Raw genomic sequence first — 17,631 nt, 5'->3', positions numbered from 1 at the left:
AGGGTAGGGTTTTACGTGGGTCAGTCTTAGACGGAAATTACTGCGTTAGCTGGGTCAATTTTCGGCGGCAATCAACAGGAAACGCTCGCAGATGCAGCAGAACGGTTGCAGGCAGCACCGCACTCATGTTCTTGGCGATGAATTGAACGGCATTGCCGATGCGCGTGAGTAGTTCGTGAAAACCTTTGATCACCAGATTCTGGTATTTGGAAAAGTCCAGTGCCTTGAGCCAAGCAACGGGGTCGCCGTGGCCCATCTTGCGTACGAAGGCCACGATTTCCTGTGCGAGCTTGACCAGGCTCTCTGACTTCTCGGCGGCTCGAATGAGAAGTTTCCCCACGCCTTTGAGAAGTCCGCCCAGAACGGGTATCACCGCCAGAAGACACAGCAGCAGCGAAATCCATTCCCACTTGTTGTCGCGTGCCTTGGAGTCATCGCACAGCCGCAAGGTGATCGCAATGGAATCGCGTGCGGCGGTGATTTCGCCCGCGATGGGGAACATGCTGATGACGGCGTCGGTAATGATCTGTCCGATGGTTCGCTTCTGAGTGAACTCTCCGCCCAGCATTCCGAAATTCCACTTCATGGCTTGCCAGTTGAGATCGGCAGTCGACTTGAGGGAGGACTTGGCGTGCTGCCAAACAAGATCGCCGACCTCCAGTACCGCTTTCTTGGCTTCCGCGGCGGTCATTGGCTGTCTCCGCGTGCTCTGGCCATGGAGGCGTGCATATTGACATCAGTCCAGCCATCCTTGTAAGCCGGACTACTGAGCCCTTCGCGGTCTGATGGCCGCACGGGCCCCAGCGTAGGCAGGCCAAGAAAAAGAGGAATCGCGAGAGATTGAACCGACAGCGTGCGCGAAGCATTCGACATGGGGCGACCTGTGTGACGACAAAAAGTCGCCGCAGTCTTGACGCAATGCCCTGCCAACACTGCAAACAATGGTCATCCCGCACCGAGGGAGCTAAAAAACTATCGAAAAGCGTGAAAAAACGGCACCGCCCGTTCAGCTCATGTCCAGCTTGCGTCCATACACGCTCATGCTCGCCGTCTTCAGCGCCTTCATCATCACCTTCGCGGCCGGCGACAGCAGCCGGTCGGTGCGCGTGATGATGCCGAAGGCGTCCATGTGGCAGGGCATGTCCAGCGGCAGCAGCGATACGATGCCGTGCGCCGCGTAGTAGCGCGCCACGTCGGTCGCCAGCACCGCGACCATGTCGCTTTGCTGCAGCATGCGCGTGATGAACAGCAGCGCCGGGCTCTCGATGATGTTGCCCGGCGGCGCCAGGCCTTCTTCCTGGAACATCAGCTCGAAGCGGTGGCGCAGCACGCTGCCCGCGGGCGGCACGATCCAGCCGGCGCCCACCACGTCGCGCAGCGTGAGCCCGCTCACGCCCAGCAGCGGATGGCCGGGGCGCACCAGCGCGCACACGGGCTCTTCGGTGAGTGCTTCGTAGCGCAGCTGCGACTTGTCGTGCTCGGCGAACAGCCGCGCCACGAGGATGTCGAGCTTGCCCTGCTCGAGCCGCTCGAGCAGCACCGGGCTGGTTTCGATCTCCAGTGACACGCGCAGGTCGGGCTGCTCGCGCTTGACCATCGCCACGGCCGGCGGCATCAGCGTGAGGCCCGGCGCGGTGATGGCGCCCACGTTCACCTGGCCGAGGCGCCCGGCCTTCAGCGCGGTGAGCTCGTCGTGCGCCTGGTTCAGGCTGGCCAGCGCCACGCGGGCGTGGCGGATCATGGTCTCGCCGTACCAGGTCGGGCGCATGCCGCGCGGCAGGCGCTCGAACAGCGGCACCTCGAGCACGTCTTCCAGGTCCTTCAGCAATTTCGACGCGGCGGGCTGCGTCATGTTGAGCACCTGCGCCGCGCGGTGGATGTTGCCTTCCTCGGCCAGCGCCACCAGCAACAGCAGTTGCCGGGTCTTGAGGCGGGCGCGGATGAACCAGTGGTTGTAGGTGTTCATGAAGAGGGTGCGAACGAAGGTCTGACGGGGTTTTCCAGAATCCACCGATTGATATGCATTTTGTCTAAAAAACGATTGGATCGATATCGAAATCGTTTCTAGACTCCCGCCCCAGTCCCATCACAACAGAGACAAGGCAACGCCACGGTGATCCACGGCGAGCTTCGGCAGAGCGTGCGCCAGTACATCAACGGCCGCTGGGAAACCAGCGCGACCACCGGTGTCAGCGTCAATCCATCGGACACCAGCGAAGTGGTGGCCGAGTACGCACGTGCCGACCGGCGCCAGGTCGAATTGGCGATCCGCGCGGCCAGCGAGGCCTTCGTGCACTGGAGCCACAGCACGCCGCAGCGGCGCGCCGACGTGCTCGACCGCATCGGCGCCGAGCTGCTCGCCCGCAAGGACGAGCTGGGCCTGCTGCTGGCGCGCGAGGTCGGCAAGACGCTGCCCGAGGCCGTGGCCGAGGTGGCGCGCGCGGGCCAGATCTTCAAGTTCTTCGCGGGCGAAGCCCTGCGCGGCGGCGGCGGCGAGAACGTGGCCTCGGTGCGCGCCGGCGTGCAGGTCGACGTGACGCGCGAGCCGGTCGGCGTGGTGGGCCTCATCACGCCGTGGAACACGCCCTTCGCGGTGCCGGCCTCCAAGATTGCCGCGGCGCTGGCGCACGGCAACAGCGTGGTCTTCAAGCCGGCCGAGCTGGTGCCGGCCTGCGGCTGGGCGCTCGCCGACATCATCGGCCGCGCCACACTGCCGGCCGGCGTGTTCAACCTCGTGATGGGCAGCGGGCGCGAAGCGGGCCAGGCGCTGGTCGACAGCCCGCTGGTCGATGCGCTGAGCTTCACCGGCTCGGCCGCCAACGGCGAACGCGTGCTGCAGGCCGCCACCACACGGCGCGCCAAGGTGCAGCTGGAGATGGGCGGCAAGAACGCGCTGGTGGTGCTGGCCGACGCCGACCTGGACCGCGCCGTCGACTGCGCGGTGCAGGGCGCCTACTTTTCCAACGGCCAGCGCTGCACGGCGTCGAGCCGCCTCATCGTCGAAGCCGCCGTGCACGACGCCTTCGTGGCGCAGCTGCGCCAGCGCCTGAAGACGCTGAAGATCGGCCACGCGCTGGAGCGCGGCATCGACATCGGCCCCGTGGCCGACGAAGAGCGGCTGGCGCAGAACCTCGCGTGGATCGACATCGCGCGCGAAGAGGGCGCGGAGCACGTGTGGGGCGGCGAGGCACTGCAGCGCGCCACCGCCGGCCACTACATGAGCCCCGCGCTCTTCCTGGCCCAACCCGAACACCGCATCGCGCGCGAAGAGATCTTCGGGCCGCTGGCCTGCGTGCTGCGCGCCGGCGATTACGACGAAGCGCTCGCGCTGTGCAACGACACGCCCTTCGGCCTGTGCGCGGGCCTCTGCACCAACTCGCTGAAGCACGCGATGCACTTCAGGCGCCATGCCGTGGTCGGCATGACGATGGTCAATCTGCCGACCGCGGGGGTGGACTTTCATGTGCCCTTCGGCGGCCGCAAGGGGTCGGGCTACGGGCCGCGCGAACAAGGGCGCCACGCCGCGGAGTTCTACACGACGGTGAAGACCGGCTACATGCTGGCCTGAACTGCAAGCCAACGGTTCTCGAACGGTTTCTTAAAAGCAAGTCAACAGAAGGAGACATCCCATGACCATGAATCGCCGCACCCTCAACACCGCGCTCGCCGCCGCAGCCCTGGGCAGCATGCTGCCCGTGTCCGCCTTCGCGCAGAAGAAACTCGTGCTCGGCTTCGCGCAGGTGGGCGCCGAGAGCGAATGGCGCACGGCCAACACCGAGTCGATCAAGTCCTCGGCCAAGGAGGCGGGCATCGAGCTCAAGTTCTCCGACGCGCAGCAGAAGCAGGAAAACCAGATCAAGGCCATCCGCTCGTACATCGCGCAGAAGGTCGATGTGATCGCGTTCTCGCCCGTGGTCGAGTCGGGCTGGGAAACCGTGCTGCGCGAAGCCAAGGCCGCGAAGATCCCGGTGGTGCTGACCGACCGCTCCGTGAACACCAAGGACGACTCGCTCTACGTGACCTTCATGGGCTCCGACTTCACCGAGGAAGGCCGCAAGGCCGGCCGCTGGCTGGTCGAGAAGATGAAGGACCAGAAGGGCGAGGTGAACATCGTCGAGCTGCAGGGCACCGTGGGCTCGGCCCCGGCCATCGACCGCAAGAAGGGCTTCGAGGAAATCATCAAGGCCGACCCGAAGTTCAAGATCACCCGCTCGCAGACCGGCGACTTCACGCGCGCCAAGGGCAAGGAGGTGATGGAAGCCTTCCTCAAGGCCGAGGGCAAGAAGATCAACGTGCTCTACGCGCACAACGACGACATGGCCATCGGCGCGATCCAGGCGATCGAAGAGGCCGGCATGAAGCCCGCGAAGGACATCACCATCATCTCGATCGACGGGGTGAAAGGCGCCTTCGAAGCCATGATCGCCGGCAAGCTCAACGTGTCGGTCGAATGCAGCCCGCTGCTCGGGCCGCAGCTCATGAGCGCGGTGAAGGACATCAAGGCCGGCAAGACGCTGCCCAAGCGCATCGTCACGGAAGAAGGCATCTTCCCGATGGAAGTCGCGGCCAAAGAGTTTCCCAACCGCAAGTACTGAGGACCGACCGACATGAAACGCAACTTCCTCAAGGCCTCGCTCGCGGGCCTGGCCTTCGCCGTCGTCGGCTTCACGCCGCTGGCCCACGCGCAGGACAAGGGCCTGATCGCCATCTCGATGCCCACCAAGTCGTCGGCGCGCTGGATCGCCGATGGCGCCAACATGGTCAAGTACTTCAAGGACAAGGGCTACAAGACCGACCTGCAGTACGCCGACGACGACATTCCGAACCAGCTCGCGCAGATCGAGAACATGGTGACCAAGGGCTCGAAGGTGCTCGTCATCGCGGCCATCGACGGCACCACGCTGTCCGATGTGCTGCAGAAGGCGGCCGACAAGGACGTGAAGGTCATCGCGTACGACCGGCTCATCAAGGGCTCGAAGAACGTCGACTACTACGCCACCTTCGACAACTTCCAGGTCGGCGTGCTGCAGGCGCAGTCGATCGAGACGGCGCTGGGCCTGAAGAGCGGCAAGGGCCCGTTCAACATCGAGCTGTTCGGCGGCTCGCCCGACGACAACAACGCCTTCTTCTTCTACAACGGCGCGATGTCGGTGTTCGATCCGTACATCAAGAGCGGCAAGCTGGTGGTGCGCAGCAAGCAGATGGGCATGGACAAGGTCGGCACGCTGCGCTGGGACGGCGCGGTGGCGCAGGCGCGCATGGACAACCTGCTGTCGGCCTACTACACCAAGGACCGCGTGGATGCGGTGCTGTCGCCTTACGACGGCCTGTCCATCGGCATCCTGTCGTCGCTCAAGGGCGTGGGTTACGGCTCGGCCTCGCAGCCCATGCCTATCGTGTCGGGGCAAGACGCCGAGGTGCCGTCGGTCAAGTCGATCCTGCGCAAGGAGCAGACCTCCACCGTGTTCAAGGACACGCGCGAGCTGGCCAAGGTGACGGTGGCGATGGTCGACGCCATGCTCTCGGGCAAGACGCCCGAGGTGAACGACACCAAGACCTACAACAACGGCATCAAGGTCGTGCCCTCCTACCTGCTCAAGCCGGTGAGCGTGGACGCCTCGAACTGGAAGGTGGTGCTGATCGACAGCGGCTACTACAAGGAAAGCCAGGTCAAGTGAGCGTGGAAGGCGAACGCACCATCCTCGAGATGCGGGGCATCACCAAGACGTTTCCCGGCGTGAAGGCGCTGAGCAACGTCAACCTGGCGGTGCGTGCCGGGGAGATCCACGCGGTGGTGGGCGAGAACGGCGCGGGCAAGTCGACGCTCATGAAGGTGCTGAGCGGCGTCTACCCGTGCGACTCGTACACCGGCGAGATCCATTTCGAGGGCGAGGTGCGGCGCTTCAAGGGCATCGCCGACAGCGAGAAGCTCGGCATCATCATCATTCACCAGGAGCTGGCGCTGGTGCCGCTGCTGTCGATTGCAGAGAACCTGTTTCTGGGCAACGAGATCGCCAGCGGCGGTGTGATCGACTGGTTCGCCGCGTATGCGAAGACGCGCGAACTGCTTGCCAAGGTGGGGCTGAAGGAATTGCCCACCACGCTGGTGACCGACCTCGGCGTGGGCAAGCAGCAACTGGTCGAAATCGCCAAGGCGCTGGCCAAAGAGGTCAAGCTGCTGATCCTCGACGAGCCCACCGCCAGCCTCAACGAGAACGACAGCGACGCATTGCTGATGCTGCTGCTCGAACTCAAGCGCCAGGGCATCGCGTCGATCCTCATCTCGCACAAGCTCAACGAGATCGCCAAGGTGGCCGACTCGGTCACCGTGCTGCGCGACGGTGCCGCGGTCGAGACCATGGACTGCCGCACGCAGCCGATCAGCGAAGACCGCATCATCCGCGGCATGGTCGGGCGCGACATGGAGCACCGCTACCCGCAGCGCTCGCCGAAGATCGGCGAGACCGTGCTGGAGGTGCGCGACTGGCGCGTGCACCACGCGCTGCATGCCGACCGCGAGCAGATCAAGGGCGTGAACCTGCAGGTGCGCCAGGGCGAGATCGTCGGCATCGCGGGCCTCATGGGCGCGGGGCGCACCGAGCTGGCGATGAGCGTGTTCGGCAAGTCGTACGGCCAGCGCATCAGCGGCTCGGTGCTGATGCACGGTAAGCCGGTGGACGTGAGCACCGTGCGCAAGGCCATCGACCACGGCATCGCCTACGTCACCGAAGACCGCAAGGGCCTCGGGCTGGTGCTGGAGGAAGGCATCCGCAAGAACATCAGCCTCGCGAACCTCGATGCGATTGCCGAACGCTCGGTGATCGACGACGGCCGCGAGTTCAAGGTGGCCAACGACTTCAGGAAGGCATTGAACATCCGCTGTTCGGGCGTCGAGCAGCTGGTGGTCAACCTGTCGGGCGGCAACCAGCAGAAGGTGGTGTTGAGCAAGTGGCTCTTCACCAAGCCGGAACTGCTGATATTGGACGAACCCACGCGCGGCATCGACGTGGGCGCCAAGTACGAGATCTACACCATCATCGACCAGCTCGCGAGCGAGGGCAAAGGCATTCTCATGATTTCTTCCGAACTGCCCGAGCTGCTGGGCATGTGCGACCGCATCTACGTGATGAACGAGGGCCGCTTCGTGGCCGAGTTCACCGCGGCCGAGGCGTCGCAGGAGCGCATCATGCATGCCATCGTGAGCGCAGGGAGTTCCGTTCATGTCCCTGCCTGAAGCCAACGCGGTGCAGGGCGCCGCACCCGTCACCCCGAAGCTCCACGTGGGCTTCCTGAAGAACAACCTGCGCGAATACGGCATGCTGATCTCGCTGGTCGCGATCATGGTGCTGTTCCAGGTGCTGACCGACGGCACGCTGCTGCGGCCGCTGAATCTCACCAACCTGCTGCTGCAGAACAGCTACGTCGTCATCATGGCGCTGGGCATGCTGCTGGTGATCGTGGCGGGGCACATCGACCTGTCGGTGGGTTCGGTCTGCGGCTTCATCGGCGCGCTCGCGGCGGTGCTGATGGTGGAGTACGAATGGCACTTCGTGCCGACCGCCATCGTCAGCATCGCGGCCGGCGCGGTGATTGGCGCGGCGCAGGGCTGGTTCGTCGCGTTCCGCAAGATCCCCTCGTTCATCGTCACGCTCGCGGGCATGCTGGTGTTCAAGGGGCTCACGCTGGCGCTGCTGGCGGGACAGTCGGTGGGGCCGTTTCCGGTCGAGTTCCAGCGCCTGAGTTCGGGCTTCATTCCCGATCCGCTCGGCGGCGACACCTTGCGCACCACCTCGCTGATCGTGGGCGCGCTGGCGGCGGCGGCGCTGGTGTTCTTCAAGCTGCGCGGGCGTGCCAAGCTCAAGGCGCATGGCATGGAGCAGGAGCCCTACGCCTTCTTCCTCGTGAAGAACCTGTTCTTCGCGGCGATCATTCTGTTCTTCAGCTACCTGCTCTCGACTTACAAAGGCCTGCCCAACGTGCTGGTGGTGATGGCGGTGCTGATCGTGGTGTACGACTTCGTCACGAATCGCACGACCATCGGCCGGCGCATCTATGCGCTGGGCGGCAACGAGAAGGCTGCGCGGCTGTCGGGCGTGAAGACGCAGCGGCTCGCGTTCCTCACCTTCGTGAACATGGGTGCGCTGGCGGCGTTGGCGGGCCTGGTGTTCGCGGCGCGCCTGAACACCGCCACGCCCAAGGCGGGCCTGGGCTTCGAGCTCGACGTGATCGCGGCCTGCTTCATCGGCGGCGCCTCGGCCTCGGGCGGCGTGGGCCGCGTGATGGGCGCGGTGATCGGCGCCTTCATCATGGGCGTGATGAACAACGGCATGTCGATCCTGGGCATCGGCATCGACTACCAGCAGGTCATCAAGGGGCTGGTGCTGCTGGCGGCGGTGTTCATCGACGTCTACAACAAGAACAAGTGAACGCATGACCGACCGCGGCGTCACCCCCGTGCTGGAGTTGCGGGGCATCCACAAGCAGTTCGCCGGCATCCCGGTGCTGAACGGCGTGCAGCTCAAGCTCTACCCGGGCGAGATCCACGCGCTGATGGGGCAGAACGGCGCGGGCAAGTCGACGCTCATCAAGGTGCTCACGGGCGTTCTGCCATCGAGCGGCGGCGAGATGTTCCTCGATGGCCAGGCCATCCGGCCCGGCTCGCCGCTGGAGGCGCAGAAGCTCGGCATCAGCACGGTCTACCAGGAGGTGAACCTGTGCCCGAACCTCTCGGTGGCGGAGAACGTGTTCGCCGGGCGCTATCCGCGCTGCGGAGCGATGCAGGGTTTTCGCATCGACTGGGCCGCGGTGAACCGTCGAGCAGAAGAACTGCTGGCGCGCATCGGGCTCGACATCGACGTGACGCGGCTGCTGTCGAGCTATTCGGTCGCGGTGCAGCAGATGGTGGCGATCGCACGGGCGCTCGGCGTGTCGTCGAAGGTGCTGATCCTCGACGAGCCGACGTCGAGCCTCGATGACGATGAAGTCGAGAAGCTGTTCGAGGTGCTGCGTCGGCTGCGCGGCGAGGGCCTTGCCATCGTCTTCGTGACGCACTTCCTGAACCAGATGTACGCGGTGTCCGACCGCATCACCGTGCTGCGCAACGGCAACTGGGTGGGCGAGTGGAAAGCGGCGGACCTCGGCCCGCAAGCCTTGATCGCGGCGATGCTGGGTCGCGAGTTGGCTGCGCAATCGGCACGACCTGCCGCGTTGCCCGCATTCGACGAGGCCGCGCCGGCACTGCTGCAATCCGAAGGACTGGGGCAGGCGGGGCAGTTGCAGGCGACCGATCTGCGCGTGCGTGCCGGCGAGGTCGTCGGCATCGCCGGCCTGCTCGGCGCGGGCCGCACCGAACTCGCGCGCCTGCTGTTCGGACTCGAATCGCCCGACCGTGGCGTGCTGAAGATCGACGGCCGCTCCGTCAGTTTTTCGAATCCGGCCGATGCGATCCGCGAAGGCCTCGCGCTGTGCCCCGAGGAGCGCAAGACGGACGGCATCGTGGCCGAGCTGTCGGTGCGCGAGAACATCGCGCTGGCGCTGCAGGCCCGGCTCGGCACGCGGAAATTTCTCTCGCACGCCGAGCAGACCGCGATGGCAGAGCGCTTTGTCGCTTCGCTGGGCATCAAGACGGCGAGCGTCGAAACCCCCATCGGCCTGCTCTCGGGCGGCAACCAGCAGAAGGCCATGATCGCGCGCTGGCTCGCCACCGAGCCGCGCCTGCTGATCCTGGACGAGCCCACGCGCGGCATCGACGTGGCGGCCAAGCAGGAAATCATGGAAGAGATCCTGCGGCTCGCGCGTGCGGGCATGGCGGTGATCTTCATCTCGTCGGAGATGAGCGAGGTGGTGCGCGTGGCGCATCGCATCGTGGTGCTGCGCGACCGACAGAAGGTGGGTGAGCTACCCGGTGGTTCGACCGAGGACGAGGTCTACGAAATGATTGCCGCCGCATGACGCGCCACGATCTCTCCTCGTGTTTCTCCCTCCCCTTCCGGGGGAGGGTCGGGGTGGGGGCTCGCGGCCTTCACCGCCGCGCAGCATCAGAGGCCGCGTGCCCCCATCCCAGCCTTCCCCCGGAAGGGGAAGGAGCAAGGCAGAAGACATGACGCGCCTTTCATCCCTCATGCAGCATCGGCTCGCCTGGCCGGTCATCACGCTGCTGCTCCTGCTCGCCATCAACACCGCGTTCAACGCGAGCTTCCTGCACCTCGAATGGCGCGATGGGCATCTCTACGGCAGCCTCATCGACATCCTGAACCGCGCGGCGCCGCTGGTGCTGGTCTCGCTCGGCATGACGCTGGTGATCGCCACGCGCGGCATCGACATCTCGGTGGGCGCGGTGGTGGCCATCGCGGCGGCGGTCGCGGCCTGGATGATCGGCGGCTCGGTGTCCAGCGACGTGAGCCACTTCCCGATGCCGCTCGCGATCCTCGCGGCGCTGGCCGTCGCGCTGCTGTGCGGCCTGTGGAACGGCCTCCTGGTCGCCAAGGTCGGCATGCAGCCGATCATCGCGACGCTGATCCTCATGGTGGCGGGGCGCGGCATCGCGCAGCTCATTGCGGACGGGCAGATCATCACGATCTACTACAAGCCCTTCTTCTTCCTCGGCAGCGGCTACCTGCTGGGGCTGCCGTTCTCGCTGTTCATCGTGGCGGCGGTGTTCGCGCTGCTGTACCTGGCGATCACGCGCACGGCGCTCGGCCTGTTCATCCAGGCGGTGGGCATCAACCCGACGGCCGCGCGCGTGGCGGGCATCCAGGCGCGGCGGCTGGTCGTCGGCGCGTATGCGTTCTGCGGCGTGTGCGCGGGCGTGGCGGGCCTGTTGATCAGCTCGAACGTGAAGAGCGCGGACGGCAACAACGCCGGCCAGCTGCTGGAGCTCGATGCGATCCTCGCGGTCACGCTCGGCGGCACGGCGCTCACGGGTGGGCGCTTCAGCCTCGTGGGCAGCGTGATCGGCGCGCTCATCATCCAGACGCTGACCTACGCGATCTATTCGCTGGGCGTGCCGCCGGAGATCAACCTCGTGGTGAAGGCGGTGGTGGTGTTCGTGGTGATGCTGATGCAGTCGCCGGAGTTCCGGGCGGAGGTTCGCACGTTGGTGCAGCGGCCGGTGCATGACGGGGGCAGGGCATGAGTGCGGTGATCGACGCCAACGCGGCATCCTCACCCCAACCCGCTCCCGCAAGCGGGAGAGGGGGCAAGAAGGGGCTCAATCCGAAGTACCTGCCGCTCACCGCGACCATCTCGCTGTTCGTGCTGATGGCGACGCTGGGCTCGGTGTTCTACGACGGCTTCTTCTCGGCGCAGGTGTTCCTCAACCTGCTGATCGACAACGCCTTCCTCATCGTCGTCGCGGTCGGCATGACCTTCGTGATCCTCTCAGGCGGCATCGACCTGTCGGTGGGTTCAGTGATCGCGCTCACCACGATGGTGTCGGCCTCGCTGATCGAGAAGCACGGCTGGAGTCCGGCCGTCGTGATTCCGCTGGTGCTGGCGATGGGCACGGCCTTCGGCGCGTTCATGGGGCTGCTCATCGAGCGCTTCCGGCTGCAGCCCTTCATCGTCACGCTGGCGGGCATGTTCCTCGCGCGGGGGCTGTGCTACCTCATCAGCATCGACTCGATCAGCATCACCAACGCGTTCTATTCGGAGGTCTCGCAGATCCGCATTCCCATTTGGGGCGAGGCCTCGGTCTCGGTCAGCGCGGTGATCGCCATCGCCGTGCTGCTGGCCGCGGTGTTCATCGCGCACTGCACGCCGTTCGGCCGCGCGGTGTACGCCATCGGCGGCAGCGAGCATTCGGCGATGCTCATGGGCCTGCCGGTGCGCCGCACGCTCGTGGGCGTGTACACGCTCTCGGGTTTCTGCTCGGCGCTGGCCGGCGTGATCTTCACCTTCTACATGCTCTCGGGCTACGGCCTGCATGCGCTCGGGCTGGAGCTCGACGCCATCGCGGCGGTGGTGATCGGCGGCACGCTGCTCACGGGCGGCGTGGGCTACGTGGCGGGCACGCTCTTCGGCGTGCTGATGCTCGGGATCATCCAGACGCTGATTTCCTTCGACGGCACGCTGAGCTCGTGGTGGACGCGCATCGTGGTCGGCGCGCTGCTCTTCGTGTTCTGCCTGCTCCAACGCTTCTTCACCTCGCGCGCTCCGCGCCGCTGACCATTTCCCCATGACAAAGAAACTGCGCTCGACCGAATGGTTCGGTTCCGCCGACAAGAACGGCTTCATGTACCGCAGCTGGATGAAGAACCAGGGCATCCCGGACCACGAGTTCGACGGCCGCCCCATCGTCGGCATCTGCAACACCTGGTCGGAACTCACGCCCTGCAACGCGCACTTCCGCAAGATCGCCGAGCACGTCAAGCGCGGCATCTCGGAGGCGGGCGGGTTCCCGGTCGAGTTCCCGGTGTTCTCGAACGGCGAATCGAACCTGCGGCCCACCGCGATGCTCACGCGCAACCTCGCGAGCATGGACGTGGAAGAGGCCATTCGCGGCAACCCGGTCGATGCGGTGGTGTTGCTCACGGGCTGCGACAAGACCACGCCCGCGCTGCTGATGGGCGCGGCCAGCTGCGACATCCCAGCCATCGTGGTCACGGGCGGGCCGATGCTCAACGGCAAGCTCGACGGCAAGGACATCGGCTCGGGCACGGCCGTGTGGCAGCTGCACGAATCGCTGAAGGCGGGCGAGATCAACCTGCACCAGTTCCTCTCGGCCGAGGGCGGCATGTCGCGTTCGGCGGGCACCTGCAACACGATGGGCACGGCCTCCACCATGGCCTGCATGGCCGAGGCGCTGGGCACCTCGCTGCCGCACAACGCGGCGATTCCGGCGGTCGATGCGCGGCGCTATGTGCTCGCGCAGATGTCGGGCGCGCGCGCGGTGCAGATGGCCAAGGACGGGCTCACGCTGTCGAAGATCCTCACGCGCGAAGCCTTCGAGAACGCGATCCGCGTGAACGCGGCCATCGGCGGATCGACCAATGCGGTGATCCACCTGAAGGCGATCGCGGGGCGCATCGGCGTCGATCTCGAACTGGAAGACTGGACGCGCATCGGCAGCCACACGCCGACCATCGTCGACCTCATGCCTTCGGGGCGATTCCTTATGGAAGAGTTCTATTACGCGGGTGGCCTGCCCGCCGTGCTGCGCCGCCTCGGCGAGAACGGGCTGCTGCCGCACCCCGGCGCGCTCACCGTGAACGGCCAGTCGCTCTGGGACAACGTGCGCGAGGCGCCGAGCCTGAACGACGAAGTGATCCGCCCGCTCGACAACCCGCTGATCGCCGACGGCGGCATCCGCATCCTGCGCGGCAACCTGTCGCCCCGCGGCGCGGTGCTCAAGCCCTCGGCCGCCACGCCCGAGCTGCTGAAGCACCGGGGCCGCGCCGTGGTGTTCGAGAACCTGGAGCACTACAAGGCGCGCATCGTCGATGAAGACCTGGACATCGACGCGAGCTGCGTGATGGTGCTGAAGAACTGCGGCCCCAAGGGCTACCCCGGCATGGCCGAGGTCGGCAACATGGGCCTGCCGCCGAAGCTGCTGCGCCAGGGCGTGAAGGACATGGTGCGCATCTCCGACGCGCGCATGAGCGGCACGGCGTACGGCACGGTGGTGCTGCACGTCGCGCCTGAAGCGGCCGACGGCGGGCCGCTCGCGGCGGTGCGCGACGGCGACTGGATCGAGCTCGATTGCGATGCGGGGCGGTTGCACCTGGACGTCAGCGACGAGGAACTGGCGTCGCGCCTCGCGTCGTTGTCTGCATCCGATGCGCAGCCGATGAGCACGCGCGGTGGTGGCTACCAGAAGCTCTACGTCAACCACGTGCTGCAGGCCGACGAAGGCTGCGACTTCGATTTCCTGGTCGGCTGCAGAGGCTCGGCCGTGCCCCGTCACTCCCACTGATCACACGTCATGACCCCCCGATACCGCGGCATCTTCCCGGTGGTGCCCACCACCTTCACCGAACAGGGCGCGCTCGATCTGGAGAGCCAGAAGCGCTGCGTCGATTTCATGATCGACGCGGGCTCCGACGGGCTGTGCATCCTGGCGAATTTCTCCGAGCAGTTCGTGCTGTCCGACGAGGAGCGCGAGGTGCTCACGCGCACCATCCTCGAGCACGTGAAGGGCCGCGTGCCCGTGATCGTGACCACCACGCACTACAGCACCCAGGTCTGCGCCGAGCGCAGCCGCCGCGCGCAGGCGATGGGCGCGGCGATGCTGATGGTGATGCCGCCGTACCACGGCGCGACCTTCCGCGTGCCCGAGCCGCAGATCCACGAGTTCTACGCGCGCCTCTCGGATGCGGTGACGATTCCGATCATGATTCAGGACGCACCCGCCAGCGGCACGGTGCTGTCGGCGCCGTTCCTCGCGCGCATGGCGCAGGAGATCGAGCAGGTCGCGTACTTCAAGATCGAGACGGCCGGCGCCGCGTCGAAGCTGCGCGAGCTGATCCGCCTGGGCGGCGACGCCATCGAAGGACCGTGGGACGGCGAAGAGGCCATCACGCTGATGTCCGACCTCGATGCCGGCGCGACCGGTTCGATGACCGGCGGCGGCTACCCGGACGGCATCCGTCCGATCATCGAAGCGCACCGTGCGGGCGACCGCGACAAGGCTTTCGCGCTGTACCAGCAGTGGCTGCCGCTCATCAACTATGAGAACCGGCAGGCGGGCCTGCTGGCCTGCAAGTCGCTCATGAAGGAGGGCGGCGTGATCGCTTGCGAGGCGCCGCGGCATCCGCTGCCGGCGATGCACCCCGCGACGCGCGCGGGCCTGATCGAGACGGCGAAGCGGCTCGATCCGCTGGTGCTGCGCTGGGGACGATAGCGAGTTTGCTGTCCTCCACGAAATACGGTGTGAGGATCTCCGTCAGCCAGTTCATCACGGCGAGCACGCGCGGCGCGAGCTGGCGCCGGTTGACGTACACCAGCGACACCGGCATCGGGCGCGCGCTGAACGCCGGCATCACCTGCACGAGCGAGCCGGCCGCAAAGCCGCGCAGCAGGCCGGCGATCGGCGCCTGGATCAGCCCGAGGCCCGCGACCGCCGCGGCGTTGTAGGCGTCGGTGCCGTTCACCGTGACGGTGGCGCGCACCGGCTGCATCCGGTAGCGGCCCTGGGCCGCGTCGAAGTACTCCCAGCCCGCGTCGTTCGGCGAAAGGGTCTGCGCGAAATGCACGATGCGGTGCTGCGCGAGGTCGGCGAGCGTCTGCGGCGTGCCGTGCGCCTGCAGGTAGGCGGGACTCGCGGCGTTGGCCATGCGCATGAACCCGAGCGGTCGGGCGACGAGTTCGGAGTCGCCCAGCATCCCCACGCGCAGCACGCAGTCGAAGCCCTCGTTCACGAGGTCGACGCGGCGGTCGGTGGTGCTGATGCCGATCTCCAGCGCGGGATGCCGCGCGAGGAATTCGGGCAGGCGCGGAATGACGAGGTCGCGCGCCACGGTGGCCGGCAGATCGATGCACAGGCGCCCCGTGAGGCCGCCGGTGTTCGCGCGGAACATGGTGGCCAGTTGCTCGCCTTCGGCCAGGTGGTCCTTGCAGCGCTCGAGAAAGCGCGTGCCGTCTTCCGTGAGGCGCACGCTGCGCGTGGTGCGCTGCAGCAGCCGTGTGCCCAGGCGCTCTTCCAGTTGCTGCACGGCCACCGAGACGCGGGCACGGGTCAGGCCGAGCTGGTCGGCGGCGCGGCTGAAGCTCGCGAGTTCGGCCACCCTCGCGAAGATGCGCAGTTCGTCGGTGCTCATGGCGGCGGATTGTTTCGTTTCTGGATAACAGTGTGCGTAGTCTGGCGGAATTTATCTTTCTGCCGGTAATTTTTAAAGTCCTCCCATCGATTCACCGATCAACCACCGAGGACTTTGAAATGACCGCTTCCAGCACCCCCAACGCATCGCGCATCGCACTCATCACCGGCGGCAGCCGTGGCCTGGGCCGCAGCGCCGCGCTGGCGCTCGCCGCCGACGGCGTCGATGTGATCCTGACCTACGTGTCGAACGAAGCCGCCGCACAGGCGGTGGTGTCGCAGATCGAGGCGAAGGGGCGCCGCGCCGTCGCGCTGCAACTCGACGTCGGCGACAGCCAGGCCTTTGCTGCGTTCGCGGAATCAGTGAAGACGGCGCTGGCTGCCACGTGGCGGCGCGAGCGCTTCGACTTCCTGGTGAACAACGCCGGCGTGGGCCTGCATGTGAACTTCGAGGACATGACCGAAGCGCAGTTCGACACGCTCTACAACATCCACTTCAAGGGCACGTACTTCCTCACGCAGAAGCTGCTGCCGCTGATCAACGACGGCGGGCGCATCGTCAACGTGTCGTCGGGGCTGACGCGCTTCGCCATGGAAGGCGCGTCGGCCTATGCCGCGATGAAGGGCGCCGTGGAAGTGCTGACGCGCTACCTCGCCAAGGAACTCGGCAAGCGCGGCATCGCGGCGAACACGATCGCACCGGGTGCGATCGAGACCGACTTCAGCGGGGGCAGGGTGCGCGACAACGCACAGGTGAACGCGATGGTCGCGAGCTTCACCGCGCTCGGACGTGCGGGCCAGCCCGACGACATCGGCGGTGCGATCGCGGGCTTGCTGGGGGAGGGGAGCCGCTGGGTGAATGCCCAGCGCATCGAGGTGTCGGGCGGGATGTTCGCCTGAGCACCGCGTGCCCGGCGAGGGTCAGCTCTTCTCGAGCTCGGTGACTTGCAGCGACAGATCGAACAGCTTGGACTTGCTGGCGTAGTAGCGGTCCAGGCGCCACTCCTTCAGGATGTCCATCGCAAGCTGGAAGCTCTTGTAGTCGAGGCTGTAGAGCGTGATCAACTCGAAGCTGCGTTCGGCTTCGAGCGCCAGCACGAGTTGGGCAAGGATCTTGGCCGATTCGTTGGCCGGGTCCGTTTCGATGAATCGGCGAGCGACCTTGATGGCATTCATGGGAAAGTGTTCCTCGGTTGGCAGGGACCGGGAACTATAGCTAGCACATGCCTGTATTTTGTGACGATTTGATGACAAATGAGGGCATCGCCCGTGAACGCGGCGTCGGTGTTATCACCAACACGCGCTTGCGGGCGAGGCGCTCATCGGCACGTCATTGCATCGGCGCGTTGCGCGGCACCGGCATCGGCATCGGCATGGGGTCGGGCATCCGCGGCGGCAGCGTCGCGGCCGGCACGGGCACCATGACGGTGGAGACCGACTCGCGGATCACGCCGCCGCCCATCACGCTGCCGTCGACATTGCTGCGGATGTTGCCCGCGCTGCCCAGCACGCGGGCCTCGCAGTCGGCGCGCTCGGCCGGCGGCTGCAGGCTGCAGCGGGCCACGGCGTTGGCGCGGTAGTCGGGCGCGGAGGTGAGGCCGCCGCGGGCCGCAGCCTGGCGCGCGGCGCCGGCTTCGCGGATGCAGGCGGCACGGTCCTGCTGGTTGTGGCCGCAGACGGCCACTTCCTGCTGGTAGATGCCGCCGCCACCGTCTCCGCGGGCGGCCGCGGCGATGGTGGAGGTGGCCAGCCCGCTGATCGCGAGCAGGGCGAAGATCATCGAACGCACGTTGTTTGGCATGGTGTGCTCCTTGTGGCGTATCGGGACGAAAGACCGCAAGGGTTGGACCGGCCATGCGCGGTCGAGTTCATGGCCG

15 protein-coding genes and 1 pseudogene are annotated in these 17,631 nt (G+C 66.3%); 11 read left to right on the top strand and 5 right to left on the bottom strand.

The window, feature by feature from the left end; translation table 11 throughout:
* Window positions 1-37: 37 nt before the first annotated feature.
* Both AC07Q9_RS06710 and AC07Q9_RS06705 read right to left on the bottom strand, forming a co-directional pair.
* Window positions 38-691, bottom strand: a complete 654-nt coding sequence (locus tag AC07Q9_RS06710) for a hypothetical protein (RefSeq protein ID WP_495308193.1) — start codon at window positions 689-691, stop codon at window positions 38-40.
* A gap of 315 nt (window positions 692-1,006) precedes the next feature.
* Window positions 1,007-1,966, bottom strand: coding sequence for a LysR family transcriptional regulator (locus AC07Q9_RS06705; RefSeq protein ID WP_495308192.1), 960 nt, complete (start codon window positions 1,964-1,966; stop codon window positions 1,007-1,009).
* Window positions 1,967-2,113: 147 nt separating this feature from the next.
* On the opposite strand from AC07Q9_RS06705, the gene AC07Q9_RS06700 reads away from it, so the two are divergent.
* From AC07Q9_RS06700 to AC07Q9_RS06655, 10 genes are all read left to right on the top strand, one after another.
* Window positions 2,114-3,568, top strand: a complete 1,455-nt coding sequence (locus AC07Q9_RS06700) for an aldehyde dehydrogenase family protein (RefSeq protein ID WP_495308190.1) — start codon at window positions 2,114-2,116, stop codon at window positions 3,566-3,568.
* Window positions 3,569-3,629: 61 nt separating this feature from the next.
* The gene (locus AC07Q9_RS06695; RefSeq protein ID WP_489059170.1) at window positions 3,630-4,595 is read left to right on the top strand and encodes an ABC transporter substrate-binding protein; all 966 of its coding nucleotides are present in this window, start codon (window positions 3,630-3,632) and stop codon (window positions 4,593-4,595) included.
* A gap of 12 nt (window positions 4,596-4,607) precedes the next feature.
* On the top strand, window positions 4,608-5,678 hold the full coding sequence (gene chvE, locus AC07Q9_RS06690; RefSeq protein WP_495308187.1) for a multiple monosaccharide ABC transporter substrate-binding protein: 1,071 nt from the start codon (window positions 4,608-4,610) through the stop codon (window positions 5,676-5,678).
* Between the two features lie 29 nt (window positions 5,679-5,707).
* Complete coding sequence (gene mmsA / locus AC07Q9_RS06685; protein ID WP_495308241.1) at window positions 5,708-7,234, top strand: multiple monosaccharide ABC transporter ATP-binding protein; 1,527 nt, start codon at window positions 5,708-5,710, stop codon at window positions 7,232-7,234.
* Window positions 7,221-8,426 carry a multiple monosaccharide ABC transporter permease gene (gene mmsB / locus AC07Q9_RS06680; protein ID WP_495308185.1) on the top strand — a complete coding sequence of 402 codons (1,206 nt, stop codon included), beginning with the start codon at window positions 7,221-7,223 and terminating at the stop codon, window positions 8,424-8,426. The genes mmsA and mmsB overlap by 14 nt, the downstream gene beginning before the upstream one ends.
* A 4-nt stretch (window positions 8,427-8,430) precedes the next feature.
* Window positions 8,431-9,951 carry a sugar ABC transporter ATP-binding protein gene (locus AC07Q9_RS06675; protein ID WP_495308183.1) on the top strand — a complete coding sequence of 507 codons (1,521 nt, stop codon included), beginning with the start codon at window positions 8,431-8,433 and terminating at the stop codon, window positions 9,949-9,951.
* A 148-nt stretch (window positions 9,952-10,099) separates the two neighbouring features.
* Window positions 10,100-11,134: an ABC transporter permease gene (locus AC07Q9_RS06670; protein WP_495308181.1), complete on the top strand. Its 1,035-nt coding sequence runs from the start codon at window positions 10,100-10,102 to the stop codon at window positions 11,132-11,134.
* Entirely contained in the window at window positions 11,131-12,165 is a 1,035-nt protein-coding gene (yjfF, locus tag AC07Q9_RS06665) for a galactofuranose ABC transporter, permease protein YjfF (protein WP_495308180.1), read from the top strand. The genes AC07Q9_RS06670 and yjfF overlap by 4 nt, the downstream gene beginning before the upstream one ends.
* Before the next feature lie 10 nt (window positions 12,166-12,175).
* A complete protein-coding gene (locus AC07Q9_RS06660) occupies window positions 12,176-13,912 on the top strand; it encodes an IlvD/Edd family dehydratase (protein ID WP_495308177.1) in 1,737 nt (578 codons plus the stop codon).
* A 9-nt stretch (window positions 13,913-13,921) separates the two neighbouring features.
* Window positions 13,922-14,839 (top strand): dihydrodipicolinate synthase family protein, encoded by a 918-nt coding sequence (locus tag AC07Q9_RS06655; protein WP_495308175.1) that lies wholly within the window; start codon window positions 13,922-13,924, stop codon window positions 14,837-14,839.
* A gap of 49 nt (window positions 14,840-14,888) precedes the next feature.
* Here AC07Q9_RS06655 and AC07Q9_RS06650 read toward each other — a convergent pair.
* Window positions 14,889-15,755 (bottom strand): annotated as a pseudogene (locus AC07Q9_RS06650) (LysR family transcriptional regulator); the annotation flags it as partial.
* 119 nt (window positions 15,756-15,874) lie between these two features.
* On the opposite strand from AC07Q9_RS06650, the gene AC07Q9_RS06645 reads away from it, so the two are divergent.
* Window positions 15,875-16,654, top strand: coding sequence for an SDR family NAD(P)-dependent oxidoreductase (locus AC07Q9_RS06645; RefSeq protein WP_495308173.1), 780 nt, complete (start codon window positions 15,875-15,877; stop codon window positions 16,652-16,654).
* Window positions 16,655-16,675: 21 nt separating this feature from the next.
* Here AC07Q9_RS06645 and AC07Q9_RS06640 read toward each other — a convergent pair whose 3' ends face one another.
* Together AC07Q9_RS06640 and AC07Q9_RS06635 are read right to left on the bottom strand one after the other, a co-directional pair.
* Window positions 16,676-16,930: a hypothetical protein gene (locus tag AC07Q9_RS06640; protein ID WP_492679407.1), complete on the bottom strand. Its 255-nt coding sequence runs from the start codon at window positions 16,928-16,930 to the stop codon at window positions 16,676-16,678.
* A gap of 154 nt (window positions 16,931-17,084) precedes the next feature.
* Window positions 17,085-17,555: a hypothetical protein gene (locus AC07Q9_RS06635; RefSeq protein ID WP_495308171.1), complete on the bottom strand. Its 471-nt coding sequence runs from the start codon at window positions 17,553-17,555 to the stop codon at window positions 17,085-17,087.
* Window positions 17,556-17,631 lie beyond the last annotated feature (76 nt).

The sequence above is a fragment of the Variovorax sp. GW821-FHT09A10 genome, assembly GCF_059418385.1.
Note: the sequence above shows the minus strand (reverse complement) of the source record. Positions and strands in the feature narration are given on the sequence as shown.

Bases quoted from the DNA above. Each gene is read 5' to 3' on its own strand.
- AC07Q9_RS06705 (WP_495308192.1), bottom strand. From the start codon at position 1,966: ATGAACACCTACAACCACTGGTTCATCCGCGCCCGCCTCAAGACCCGG.
- yjfF (WP_495308180.1), top strand. From the start codon at position 11,131: ATGAGTGCGGTGATCGACGCCAACGCGGCATCCTCACCCCAACCCGCT.
- AC07Q9_RS06710 (WP_495308193.1), bottom strand. From the start codon at position 691: ATGACCGCCGCGGAAGCCAAGAAAGCGGTACTGGAGGTCGGCGATCTT.
- AC07Q9_RS06645 (WP_495308173.1), top strand. From the start codon at position 15,875: ATGACCGCTTCCAGCACCCCCAACGCATCGCGCATCGCACTCATCACC.
- AC07Q9_RS06675 (WP_495308183.1), top strand. From the start codon at position 8,431: ATGACCGACCGCGGCGTCACCCCCGTGCTGGAGTTGCGGGGCATCCAC.
- mmsA (WP_495308241.1), top strand. From the start codon at position 5,708: ATGCGGGGCATCACCAAGACGTTTCCCGGCGTGAAGGCGCTGAGCAAC.
- chvE (WP_495308187.1), top strand. From the start codon at position 4,608: ATGAAACGCAACTTCCTCAAGGCCTCGCTCGCGGGCCTGGCCTTCGCC.
- AC07Q9_RS06660 (WP_495308177.1), top strand. From the start codon at position 12,176: ATGACAAAGAAACTGCGCTCGACCGAATGGTTCGGTTCCGCCGACAAG.
- mmsB (WP_495308185.1), top strand. From the start codon at position 7,221: ATGTCCCTGCCTGAAGCCAACGCGGTGCAGGGCGCCGCACCCGTCACC.
- AC07Q9_RS06655 (WP_495308175.1), top strand. From the start codon at position 13,922: ATGACCCCCCGATACCGCGGCATCTTCCCGGTGGTGCCCACCACCTTC.
- AC07Q9_RS06695 (WP_489059170.1), top strand. From the start codon at position 3,630: ATGACCATGAATCGCCGCACCCTCAACACCGCGCTCGCCGCCGCAGCC.
- AC07Q9_RS06670 (WP_495308181.1), top strand. From the start codon at position 10,100: ATGACGCGCCTTTCATCCCTCATGCAGCATCGGCTCGCCTGGCCGGTC.
- AC07Q9_RS06635 (WP_495308171.1), bottom strand. From the start codon at position 17,555: ATGCCAAACAACGTGCGTTCGATGATCTTCGCCCTGCTCGCGATCAGC.
- AC07Q9_RS06640 (WP_492679407.1), bottom strand. From the start codon at position 16,930: ATGAATGCCATCAAGGTCGCTCGCCGATTCATCGAAACGGACCCGGCC.